This window comes from Flavobacterium hungaricum (genome assembly GCF_015182285.1).
In the GTDB taxonomy this organism is placed as follows: Bacteria; Bacteroidota; Bacteroidia; order Flavobacteriales; family Flavobacteriaceae; genus Flavobacterium; species Flavobacterium hungaricum.
On the sequence record NZ_PRDM01000002.1, the window covers coordinates 896,460 to 908,578 of the forward strand.

Annotated in this window: 11 protein-coding genes; 2 read left to right on the forward strand and 9 right to left on the reverse strand. The window is 33.8% G+C overall.

What is annotated here, in order from left to right; genetic code table 11:
- Window positions 1-62 precede the first annotated feature (62 nt).
- The 3 genes from C4F50_RS11635 to C4F50_RS11645 all read right to left on the reverse strand — a co-directional run bounded on the left by C4F50_RS11635 (window position 63) and on the right by C4F50_RS11645 (window position 2,566).
- Window positions 63-596 carry a hypothetical protein gene (locus tag C4F50_RS11635; RefSeq protein WP_194138826.1) on the reverse strand — a complete coding sequence of 178 codons (534 nt, stop codon included), beginning with the start codon at window positions 594-596 and terminating at the stop codon, window positions 63-65.
- An 18-nt stretch (window positions 597-614) separates the two neighbouring features.
- Window positions 615-1,910: a nucleoside hydrolase-like domain-containing protein gene (locus tag C4F50_RS11640; RefSeq protein WP_194138827.1), complete on the reverse strand. Its 1,296-nt coding sequence runs from the start codon at window positions 1,908-1,910 to the stop codon at window positions 615-617.
- 200 nt (window positions 1,911-2,110) lie between these two features.
- Window positions 2,111-2,566 carry a ferritin-like domain-containing protein gene (locus C4F50_RS11645; protein ID WP_194138828.1) on the reverse strand — a complete coding sequence of 152 codons (456 nt, stop codon included), beginning with the start codon at window positions 2,564-2,566 and terminating at the stop codon, window positions 2,111-2,113.
- Window positions 2,567-2,914: 348 nt separating this feature from the next.
- Here C4F50_RS11645 and C4F50_RS11650 point away from each other — a divergent pair, with 348 nt between their 5' ends.
- Window positions 2,915-3,970, forward strand: coding sequence for a serine hydrolase domain-containing protein (locus C4F50_RS11650; protein ID WP_194138829.1), 1,056 nt, complete (start codon window positions 2,915-2,917; stop codon window positions 3,968-3,970).
- Window positions 3,971-4,022: 52 nt separating this feature from the next.
- Here the strand turns inward: C4F50_RS11650 and C4F50_RS11655 are convergent, their stop codons facing one another.
- Together C4F50_RS11655 and C4F50_RS11660 are read right to left on the reverse strand one after the other, a co-directional pair.
- On the reverse strand, window positions 4,023-5,213 hold the full coding sequence (locus tag C4F50_RS11655; RefSeq protein ID WP_194138830.1) for a pyridoxal phosphate-dependent aminotransferase: 1,191 nt from the start codon (window positions 5,211-5,213) through the stop codon (window positions 4,023-4,025).
- Between the two features lie 73 nt (window positions 5,214-5,286).
- Window positions 5,287-6,384, reverse strand: a complete 1,098-nt coding sequence (locus tag C4F50_RS11660; RefSeq protein ID WP_194138831.1) for a fatty acid desaturase family protein — start codon at window positions 6,382-6,384, stop codon at window positions 5,287-5,289.
- A gap of 107 nt (window positions 6,385-6,491) precedes the next feature.
- On the opposite strand from C4F50_RS11660, the gene rsmG reads away from it, so the two are divergent.
- Window positions 6,492-7,121: a 16S rRNA (guanine(527)-N(7))-methyltransferase RsmG gene (gene rsmG, locus C4F50_RS11665; protein ID WP_194138832.1), complete on the forward strand. Its 630-nt coding sequence runs from the start codon at window positions 6,492-6,494 to the stop codon at window positions 7,119-7,121.
- 96 nt (window positions 7,122-7,217) lie between these two features.
- Here the strand turns inward: rsmG and C4F50_RS11670 are convergent, their stop codons facing one another.
- The 4 genes from C4F50_RS11670 to C4F50_RS11685 form a co-directional block, all read right to left on the reverse strand.
- Window positions 7,218-7,955 (reverse strand): hypothetical protein, encoded by a 738-nt coding sequence (locus C4F50_RS11670; protein WP_194138833.1) that lies wholly within the window; start codon window positions 7,953-7,955, stop codon window positions 7,218-7,220.
- 586 nt (window positions 7,956-8,541) lie between these two features.
- Window positions 8,542-10,167, reverse strand: coding sequence for an L-glutamate gamma-semialdehyde dehydrogenase (gene pruA / locus C4F50_RS11675; RefSeq protein WP_194138834.1), 1,626 nt, complete (start codon window positions 10,165-10,167; stop codon window positions 8,542-8,544).
- 153 nt (window positions 10,168-10,320) lie between these two features.
- Window positions 10,321-10,707 (reverse strand): Co2+/Mg2+ efflux protein ApaG, encoded by a 387-nt coding sequence (gene apaG, locus C4F50_RS11680; RefSeq protein WP_194138835.1) that lies wholly within the window; start codon window positions 10,705-10,707, stop codon window positions 10,321-10,323.
- 79 nt (window positions 10,708-10,786) lie between these two features.
- Window positions 10,787-12,046: a type IX secretion system plug protein gene (locus C4F50_RS11685; protein WP_194138836.1), complete on the reverse strand. Its 1,260-nt coding sequence runs from the start codon at window positions 12,044-12,046 to the stop codon at window positions 10,787-10,789.
- Window positions 12,047-12,119 lie beyond the last annotated feature (73 nt).

Genomic DNA, 12,119 nt, shown 5'->3' on the forward strand with positions numbered 1-12,119 from the left:
ATAGATAATCTGTATCGTTGTTTAAATTATTATAATTTCGGGCAAAATTCAATTGTGCCTTGCTAATAACTTTCTTCTTTTAGATTTTGATATTGATTTAATAATGGTAGAATTATTTTATCGAACTGTTCTTTTAATAATTCAAATTGATGAACATTTTCAATATAAAATCGATATTTAAATTTTTCTCCATTTTCGATAAAATTGATTGAATTTTCAAATCCATTGTAGGGAGTTCTACTATTTCGTGAAGATCCTCCGCTATAAGCGAAGATGTTTATTTCAATTTCTTCAAGATTACTCCATTGGTATAGTGTAGATTCCTGCCCTTCGTTAATTTCAATACCATTTTCGGAAAAACTAATGTATGTATCTTTTTGTATAATTCCTGAAGGCAGAAACTTACCTTTTGTAATACTATTAAAAATTCCAAATCCAATAAGTCCAACAATCACACTGAGGCAATAAATAGGTTGCTTTGTATTGACCCCATAAATGAAAGGAACGAAGATTATTAACATTAAAAGAATAGCGAAGAAAGCTTCTGTAATAGTGGGCTTTTGATAAATGGCAATTGAAAATTTTTGTTGATTCATTACTATTTTTATTGAAATTTATTTATCTAACAGCCAGCTCCATCGTTCTGCCCAATCCATTAAGATGGCGTTTCTCCATTTTAAAATTGTTTTCCCGCCTTGTATCTTGCCGTCGTATAAATTGGGATCCGATTTGTCGGTGTACCAGCTGTTACCCAATTTGTAATCGGTGTTGTGTTTTTTGCCTGGCCATAAGTTTTCTACCACTAAAACTCCGTCCTGAACGGGGAAATTTGGCACCTCTGAGGTAAATTTATATTTTAAAATCTCAGCTTGTTTTGGCACATATTTGATAGCATATTCCCCATTGCCTAAATAATATCCCGGCCATTTTTGTACTTTTCCTTTAAGAGTGGTTTCCATCCAGAAACAGGCTGAATCTGCTGGGATATTTATAACGGGTCCTTTTAAATGAAATTCTGTAACGGTACAGTAAGCAACAGTATCTTTTGTGGTTGTTATGCCGTTAAATATCACTCTGGGGCTGTGAGTCATTTTTTCAAAACTGCCGCCCCAGCTTTCACGTTCGGGATGGTTTGGATCACCGTCCATCATATAAAGTAGGGTAGGAGTGTCTCCCATTTTTACATTTCCGTTGTAATAATTTTTAAAATCTTTCCCTAGATTTCCTGCACCCTGAATATATTTATCATAATAATCAGTAGTTTTTACACTATCAGGTTCATTATTATTGGAGAAAAGACCGTAGTACGAAGAGTTGTTTTCGATAAACCAAAGGTTTGGAAAGTTTGCAGCGATATATGCATAACTGTTAGCACTCCATTTTTTGTTGGGACCGCCAATCCATACGATTTTTATTTTATTTTGAATTTCGGGTGCATCATGTAATGCTTGTGCTGCATCTTCCAATCCGCCCCAGACCAATACCCATAAAGGCTCTTTGTCTTTCTTTTTGGCACATTTTATAATCCATTCAGAGCCTTCTGTAGGTTTTGTGTAGCCAATGTACGGCGCAGCGCCATGACGTCCTTGTTTAGTAATAGAACGCAAATAGTCGGGAGAAAGTAATCCTTTTTGGTGTTTTTTAAGTTTAGGCAGATCTTTTTCATACAAATTGATCATTCGTAGAATCTCTTCTTTATTTCCGTCTCCAAAAGAGGGAGAAGAAACGAGTCCTTCAATAGTGAATAATTCGCTGTACATAAACAAATGTGCAAAAGACTGATTGTCGTCTGGATCGGTGCCTCCAATATCACTGCTGATGAGAATCCGAGGTTTTACGGGGACTTTTTGTTGTGCAATTAGCGTAAATGAGTAGAAACTTATTAAAAAGAACAACAGAAATCTATTCATAATTTATGTATTTAATTGGAATGATAAATGAATTATTCGATTGTTGAAATGTAAGATTTATTTTTTGTTTTTATATAAGAACTAATTGAAGTTATAAATCGAAAATTTATTTTTTTGTTAGAAATTATCTGAAACAAAAAAACCGCCCGATCCTAAAACCGGGCAGTTTTCAAAAAAAAAAGCATGAATCGATCGATCGATTAATTCGCTCTCATTTTAATTTGCGATAGCGTATTTTGAATGCTATTCAATTGTTTTGAAACGATAGAAACTTGATTGTATTCTAAATGGTTTTCTTCGAGTGCATTTTTATATTTTTCTACAGCAGCTTCTTCACCCGTTACACAGGCATTGATAATGGCTTCTGTATCTCCGCCTGTAAAAGATGATTTGATATCAATCCAAGTACGGTGTAAAGCTCCTAATGGTCCTCCGCCAGAAGTATCTGTAGATTTTCCAAGTTTGTTGATTTCGTCTTGTAATTCTACAATAAACAAAGCTCTTTCTCGTGCATATTCCAGAAAATCAGTCTTTATAGCTGGATTTTCTACATGTTCTGCCGCGTTAGTATATCCTAGTTTTCCATCTTCAAGAATTGAAATTAATCCTTCTAAAGTTTTAACTGCTTCTTTTGTGGTTTCATCTGTATGTGTCATGACTAATAGTTTTTAAATTAATACATTACAAAGTTGCTATTTTACAAGAGGTTATGTCTTACATCATTGCAACTGACGTTTTATAATATTGTCGAATGGGAATTTTGAAAGCTTGACTTCAGAATTCAAATAGATTTTGTTGTTTCTTCTCAAATGTGCTTTTTTCTCATGTTATTAATAGGGGCGTGTCCCGCCGAAAAAGGCGGGTCGGGCTATCCGTTTCAAGTCCTCGCACTTCCTTCGTCAGGCTGTGGGCTTTCCACTGCTATCCCTCACGCAAGACAGCAGTTGTAACCTAAAGCGTAATTGTGTCGTCAAAATAAACATCAATCACTAAGCAATCACTACATGAAAACAATTTCAAAAATTCTAATTCTTACGTTTTTAATTTTTCAACCGGTATTTTCTCAAAATTTAGAAACTAAAATAGACAGTTTAATTCCTGCCAGATTTAAATCTGAAAATCCTGGAGCGGTATTTCTAGCTGTTAAAAAAGGAAAAATCATTTATCGAAAAGCTTTCGGAATGGCAGATTTGGAAATGAATGTAAAAATGAAACCTGAATTTGTTTTTGAAATTGGTTCAATGACCAAACAATTTACGGCATTTTCTATTTTGATATTGGCAGAACAGGGAAAACTAAAGCTGGAGGATGAAATCACAAAGTTTATTCCAGATTATCCAACAAACGGAAATAGAATTACAATACACCATTTGTTGACTCATACTTCTGGAATCAAAGATTTTACGAGTATGAAATCTATTAAAAATATTGCGAGAGAAGATTTGTCTCCAAAAGAATTGGTTGATTTTTTTAAGAATGAACCAGTTGATTTTAAACCTGGAGAAGAATATAAATACTGTAATTCTGGTTACGTGCTTTTAGGATTTATTATCGAAATTGTTTCGGGCAAAACTTATGAGGATTTTTTATCAGAAAATATTTTTAAGAAAGCAGGAATGCAAAATACCTATTATGCAAGTCACGATAAAATAATTAAAAACAGGGTCTCTGGCTATCGAGGTAAAGAAGTTTACAGTAATGCCAATTATATTAGTTTTTCTATTCCGTATGCTTCGGGAGCAATAATGTCAAATGTTGATGATTTGCTGAAATGGCAGAATGCTATTGATAATAATACTGTATTGGGATCTGTTTTTACCCAGAAAGCTTTTACAAACTATCAGTTAAATAATGGAACTTATATCGATTATGGATACGGCTGGCATTTAGAAAAGGTTAAAAATAAAACCGTCCGCGAACATGGCGGCAGTATTTTTGGGTTTAAATCGATGGGAGTTTATGTGCCGGAAGAACAGCTTTATGTGGTGGGGTTAAGTAATTGTGATTGTAATTCGCCAACTGAGATTACAAAGAATATTGCTTTGCTGTTAATGGATTAAATGAAAAAAGGGTGTTATAAAAACACCCTTTTCAATATATTGTTTACAATTATTAAACTGCTAAAGCTTCTTTAATTCTGCGTAATGCTTCTTTTAAGATATCGTCGCTTGTTGCGTAAGAGAAACGAATACAGTTCGGATTTCCAAAGGCATCTCCTGTTACAGTCGCAACGTTAGCTTCTGCCAAAAGATACATCGAAACGTCGTTTGCATCTTTAATCTCTGTTCCTTTTAAGGTTTTTCCGAAGAAAGAAGAAACGTCTGGGAAAACATAAAAAGCTCCTTCTGGAACGTTGATTTTTATTCCTGGAATTTCTTTTAATAATCCAACTACTAAATCTCTACGAGTGTGAAAAGCCTGAACCATGTGGTTTAATACACTTGGGTCTGCATCTACAGCTGTAATAGTGGCACGCTGCGCAACAGAATTTGCACCAGATGTTACTTGTCCTTGAATTTTGGTACATGCTTTTGCAATAAATTCAGGCGCACCAATATAACCAATTCTGTATCCTGTCATTGCAAATGCTTTTGCAACTCCGTTTACAGTAATTGTTCTGTCCAGCATTCCTGGGATAGAACCGATACTGCAGAAAGTTCCAGAGAAATTGATGTGCTCATAAATCTCATCTGCAACTACGTATATATTGGGGTGTTTTTCTAAAACTTTTGCAAGTGCTGTTAATTCTTCTCTGCTGTAAACAGAACCAGAAGGATTACAAGGAGAAGAAAACCACATCATTTTTGTTTTTGGTGTGATTGCAGCTTCTAATTGCGCTGGTGTAATTTTAAAATCAGTTTCTACTGATGTTGGAACTTCTACAGGAACTCCTCCAGAAAGTTTTACGATTTCAAAGTAAGAAACCCAGTAAGGTGCTGGTAAAATAACCTCGTCACCATCGTTTAACATTACTTGTGCAATGTTGTATAATGATTGTTTTGCTCCTGTAGAAACGACAATTTGAGTTGGTTTGTACTCCAATCCGTTGTCTCTCTTGAATTTTCTGCAGATTGCTTCTCTCAATTCTAAATAACCTTCAACAGGAGAATAAGTGCTGTAATTTTCGTCTACAGCTTTTTTAACAGCTTCTTTGATAAAGTCCGGCGTATTAAAATCTGGTTCGCCTAAACTTAAACTGATAATATCTTTTCCTTGTGCTTTTAATTCGCGTGCTAAAGCGGCCATTGCTAAAGTTTGTGATGTCGCTAAGTTGTTGATTCTGTCCGAAAGAATATGATTCATTATAAAGTTTTTGAATGTCCTTAATTTGCTGGGCCTATTAAGGAAGGTTAATTATTAATAGATTTTTTTAGTTTTAGACCGATAATTCAGGTTTCATCCCCAATTCTCTTAAATGCTTAAAATGCGCTACAATAGCACTTCCCATAGTTTTGTACTCATAATACGGCAAGTTGCATTCTTTTGCAGTTTCTTTTACAATTTTTGCAATTTTTCCGTAATGAATATGACTGATATTAGGGAAAATATGATGCTCGATTTGGTGGTTTAATCCGCCGGTGTACCAGTTTACAATTGGATTTTTAGGTGCAAAATTAGTAGTGGTAAACAATTGGTGAATTGCCCAGGTATTGTCCATTTCTCCCAATTCGTTTGGGGTTGGATTTTCTGTATGGTCTACCACGTGAGCTAATTGGAATACAACACTTAAAATTAGTCCAGCTGTATAATGCATTACAAAAAAGCCCAAAAGTACTTTCCACCATGTAATTCCAATTGCCATTGGCAGTACAATCCAGATCGAAATGTAAATCATTTTGGTAATTACCAATGTTGTCCAAAGAATTTTAGGACTTTTTGGCTCGCCGTAAGAAAGTTTTCTTTTAAGGTAATTACGCATCTGTTTAAAATCGGTTGTAATGGCCCAATTAAAAGTCAGTAAACCATATAAAAAAACAGAATAATAATGTTGAAAACGATGAAAACTATGCCATTCAGCATGCTCTGTAAAACGTATAATTCTTCCTGCATCAAGATCTTCGTCATGTCCAGGGATATTGGTGTAAGTATGGTGAAGTACATTGTGCTGTACCTGCCAGTTGTAAACATTTCCGGCAAGAACATAAATAGTTCCTCCCATAAATTTATTGATCCAGTTTTTGGTCGAATAAGAGCCATGATTTCCATCATGCATCACATTCATGCCCACACCAGCCATTCCGATTCCGATTACAATCGATAAAAGGAGCATTACCCAAAAAGGCATTGGAAGTGTTAAAATCAAAAAGTATGGTGTTAAGAATACAGCAAAAAGAATTACTGCTTTAAGGTGCAGTTTCCAGTTCCCTGTTTTCTTAAGATTATTTTCTTTGAAATAATTGTTTACCCGTGAGTTAAGAGTTCTAAAGAACTTCATATTATCTTGCCTTGCAAATGTAGGTGCGCTGTTATTCATAATTATTTTAAATAGGTTTCAAAGGTAATTATTATAAATTCTCAATTTGCAAAATTGAGTTAAATATTTCAATCGTAAAGTAGTACTTTTGTTAAAAATTTACAGCAATGGATGAGATATTGAAATATTTTCCTGATTTAACCGATATACAAAAAGAACAATTTCAAAAACTAGACTTTTTATACCACGATTGGAATGAAAAAATCAATGTGATTTCGCGTAAAGACATTGATTCTTTATATACCAAACACATTCTGCATTCTTTGGGTATTGCCAAAGTGATGAAGTTTGAACCAGGGACAACAGTTTTGGACGTTGGAACTGGAGGTGGTTTTCCTGGAATTCCGTTAGCAATTCTTTTTCCAGAAACCCGCTTTTATTTGATTGATGTTATTGCAAAAAAAATCAAAGTGGTGCAGGGAGTTGTAGATGGGCTGGAATTAAAAAATGTAAAAGCAGAGCAAAAACGTGCCGAAATGGTAAAAGGTGATTTCGATTTTATTGTGAGCCGCGCTGTAACCAATATGCCTGATTTTGTTTCTTGGATTAAGGATAAAATTAAAAAACAGCATAAACATAAATTAAAAAACGGTATTCTTTATTTAAAAGGCGGCGACTTAAGCGAGGAACTGAAAGATTTTCCAAATGCCACATTATATGATTTGGCTGATTTTTTTGAGGATGAGTTTTTTGAAACTAAAAAGGTCGTGCATCTTCCATTAAAGTTTAAAGCTTAATCTTTAATAATTCTAAAAATACAAAAACCGCAGTTTACAAAATAAAGTAACTGCGGTTTTTTCAGAATTATTAACCTAATTTAATATATAACTGATTTAGGATCTTTTTTGATGTGTTTTTTGATCAAAACAAAATAGATTAGAATTGTAATCAATTTGCTCGATAAAATTATTTAAGGCTTCTTTTGACTTTGCGTCATCGTAATTAAATTCTAAATCAAAAAAGAATTCGCGGCAAATTGCGGGCTCATTAGAGAAATCGTAAAATGAATTTTCAATCTCAGCTGCTTTATTAAAATTCTGGTTCGGAAAGATTTCAATTAAACTTTCCATTACATGATTAAACCATCTGTCAAAATATTTCTTTTTTGGAGTGATATGTCTTGCTAATAAAACAAGTCCAACTAATTCACTTTGAAGAAAATTAGAACCTTGTTTATATAAAAGATCAATCATTCTTACGTTCATTAAAGCTACCCAAATAGGGCCGTTAACAAAACCAAATGCGGGGAAATCTAAATTTTCATCAAAGACCAATGGTTTTGTGTTTTCAGGGTTTTCGATGGTGCTCCAAATTGCCTCTATACGCTGTCTTATTTCCTCTCCCGAAGTCCCGAAACCTTTATATCTCCAGTAAACCCATTCCAGAAGCGCAGCGGTGAGTCCCATAGCGGCTTTATGACCGATTTTATTAAGGGCAATTTCTAGTTCATTGTTTTTCTCCAATGGATCAATTAAATTTTGTATTGTTTTTTTGGTCCATTTATAATTTAAAACAGATCCACTGCTCTTTGCTTTTAAAATTATTTCGGGACTATTTTTTAAATTTTTCATTGTGCGATTTTTTAAAATTTAATATCATTTTTATAAATTTTTCTTTTACTATAGTGTGGTCGAAAAATAGTTTTTAAGTTTTTTCAAAAGTAAGAAGTGAAAGCAGTTGTGGAATGTCTCGAAAAGTTTTTAAAATGTTAGAATAAGGTTTTTTTAAATTGTATATATCTGATAATCAATAAAATAAGAAAAGTATTACAAATTAGTAATTCCATAAAAAGAGAAAAAACTTACAGAAGTGAAATGTTTAATGTTTCTGTTTTGATGGGGTATTAATGATAACTATTTGTTTTTTAATTACTTATTTGTTTGTTTTTAGATGTTTCTAAGAATTTTTAAATAATTTTAAGCGTAATCTAAAACAGTTAAGAAATTATGATTTGATAAAATAAACGACCAAGAATAAATGCTAGACTCCCGATTGAAGTATTCAATCTAGAAGTTCTATTTTGAAAATTAAAAAGCAATACCGAATTGAGATTATCGGCAGCTATTGCGATCTGTATTTGGGAAGTAAAAGACATAAAAGTAAAAGCCGGAATTTTCAATAGAAAATTCCGGCTTTTTATAATCTCAAATCGGATTGTTAACCTAAGAAAGGATATCTGTAATCTTCTGGAGTTACAAATGTTTCCTTGATAGTTCTTGGAGATACCCAACGTAACAAGTTTAATGCAGAACCTGCTTTGTCATTAGTTCCAGAAGCTCTTGCACCACCAAACGGCTGCATTCCAACAACTGCTCCAGTTGGTTTGTCATTAATATAAAAGTTACCAGCAGCATTTTGTAATTTAGTTGTAGCAACTTCAATTGCATAACGATCCTGGCTGAAAACAGCTCCTGTCAAAGCGTACTCAGAAGTAGTATCAACTAACTCTAAAGTCTCTTCCCATTTAGCATCTTCGTAAACGTAAATTGTAATAACTGGTCCGAATAATTCGGTTTCCATTGTAGTATATTTAGGGTTTGTCGTTACAATAACTGTTGGTTCAATAAAATAACCTACAGATTTATCGTAGTTTCCACCAATAATGATTTCAGCATCAGCATCTTTTTTAGCTTGGTCAATATAACTTGCTAATTTGTCAAAAGAACCTTCGTGAATAACGGCTGTAATAAAGTTTCCAAAATCTTCTGGAGAACCCATTTTCATAGATTTTACGTCAGCAGTTAATTGTTCTTTTACTGCCGGCCATAAACTCTGTGGAATATAAGCTCTTGAAGCAGCAGAACATTTTTGTCCTTGAAATTCGAAAGCACCGCGAGTGATTCCCGTAACCACTTGTTTTACGTTTGCGCTTGGATGAGCAATGATAAAATCTTTACCGCCAGTTTCGCCGACGATTCTCGGATACGTTTTGTAATTGTGGATGTTTGCTCCAATTTTTGCCCAGATATCTTTAAATACATGAGTAGATCCTGTAAAGTGAATACCCGCAAAATCACGGCTTGCTAATACAGTATCTGTAATCATTAAGGCATCTCCAAAAACAACGTTGATAACTCCGTCTGGAACACCAGCTTCTTTGAAAACTTCTAAGATAATTTTTGTAGAAAAAACTTGGCTGTCACTTGGTTTCCAAACCACAACGTTACCCATCATTGCAGCGCTTGCAGGAAGGTTTGCAGCGATAGCAGTAAAGTTAAAAGGAGTAATCGCATAAACAAAACCTTCTAGAGGTCTGTATTCTAAACGATTCCAAACTGTAGAGTCAGATTTTGGCTGATCGTTATAGATTTGTGTCATGAATTCTACGTTGTAACGTAAAAAGTCAATTAATTCGCACGAAGCATCAATTTCTGCTTGGTGGATATTTTTAGATTGTCCGATCATAGTAGCAGCATTGATACGTGCTCTATATGGACCAGCAATTAGTTCTGCTGCTTTTAAAAAGATGGCCGCTCTTTGTTCCCAAGCCATATTTGCCCAAGCTTTTCTTGACTCAAGTGCATTTGCAATAGCTTTTTCGATATGTTGTTTTTCAGCTAAATGATAGATTCCAACTACATGTTTGTGATCGTGAGGAGCTGTTATGTTTCTAGTGTTTCCAGTTTTGATTTCTTCACTTCCAATATACAACGGAACGTCAATTTTAGCGTTCCACATAGAAGTATAGGCAGCTTGCACCGCTGCTCTTTCTGGTGAATTTGGTGCGTAACCTTTTACTGGTTCGTTTACCGCTTTTGGTACATGAAAGAATCCTTTAAGCATCTTATTTAAAATTAGTGAATTAGACAATTTAAAGTTCGACCATTCATTTTGTTACGAATAATCTAACGCTGCACAAAAGTACAAAGGATAAATTAATAAATTGACAAATTTATGATTAAGATAACGATAAAAGCAACAGATGCAGACTAATCCTTAATTTAATGCAAAGGGAGCGCACATTCTAAAAGTAGGGACTATTACTTTGAATGTTTTTGTGGTAGTAAAATTGATCATATTAAAATGACCTTTCATTGCTCCATAAGGAGATGATAATAAACAACCCGAACTATAAGTATGATTTTCGCCAGGTTTTAAAACTGGTTTTTTACCAATTACACCTTCACCGTCAACAACCTCTAAGTCATTTAATGAATCAAAGATTTCCCAATGACGAGAAGTTAACTGTACAGAATCTTTACTATGATTTTCGATTGTAACTATATAACTAAAAGCAAAATGAATCTTATAGTTCTTGAAGTAAGTACCTTCAAAACTTGTTAAAACAGATATTTTTATGCCTCTTGTAATTTGAGAAACCATACTAACGCAGTATATATGTGTGTGTTATAGAGGCAAAGCTACAAAAAAAAATCTTGTAATTGAGAACCTTAACATTGTTTTAATTGACTATATTGATAGAGTTAGCATTTCCTTTTCCGATAACCCGCTGATAACGATCTGTTGCTTCTTTATAATAAACCAAAATGGTGTACTCATTTTCGGTTTGATAGAAGTTGCCGTCAATCGCATTTTCGTAGTCGATTACCCCTTTTTTATCTGCAACAGTATATTGAAAATTAGTAAAACCCTGTTTGATCATAACAGCCTTCTCAAATACGGCTTTATCGGTGTTATAATCCATTTTGTATTCTGGAGAAAGGCTGTAGTTGTTGAACATTCCCGTAATATAAATGTCTTTATTTAATCTGAAAGCCGGGGCAGAAAGTGTAAAATAAACCCAGGCATAATCGGCTTCGATATCATTGTTGGAACCGTTAATGTTTTTCACAACAAAATTTCCGTTTACATCTTGATACAATGTATAAATTTGATTTCCTCTTGCTGCGTTAGTATATAAATACGCATTATAAATATCATTATTAGAACCTATGCGTCCCACATTGTTGCTTGCGGCGCGGATGTCTTTGTTTTCAAAATACAAAAATTCATTGCCTCCCCAGAACTGAGTTTCTTTATCGTATTTGTAAACCAGCTGATTTCCGATGGTGTATTGAGGAACAATATTTTTGATCGCAGTATTAAAATTTCCATTTTGCAACAGCAGTACTTTTACATTTTGCAGCGGCGTTTGAAAAACAATATCATTGGACAAAACTGCAAAATCGAGATTTTGCCTGTAATTAATATTACTTAGATTTCGGCTTCGTTTTACCTGTGCAGTAACAGTCGCATGATCTTCATACAAAATAAATTTTCTGGAAAAAACCACTTCTTTGTCTTCATTGAGAATTCGAAGCATATAATTTCCCGACAGCCGAATCTCTGTCGTAAATTGATTTGGAAACGAAAGCCTGTAATGCGAATAAATCTGCAGTGTATTAAAAGAATTGGAATAATCTGTAATGCGCTGATTGTCTAAACCGCGGACATAATCTGTTTTAGGAATATCGGTCTGCTTCCAATTGTAATCGCAATGCACCAATTCAAAGTAATAATTGGCTTCGTTTGCAAATAAGTCATCGAATTGAAAGCTGAAAGAAGATCCTAACTCAAATATAGGAACCACATTACTGCCATTTTGAATAAATGAAACTGTTTTGATATTATAAGGCGGTTCAACTTCATTTTGCACCTCTTGTGCAAACATCGAACTGCAGAAAAAAACAAATAATAGGTTCTGAAATAAAAATTTTGGCATCTTATTTTATTGTAAGATTGTAAATATAGCAATTTTATATAACGGAAAACAGTCTGTTTTATTGGATTTTTAT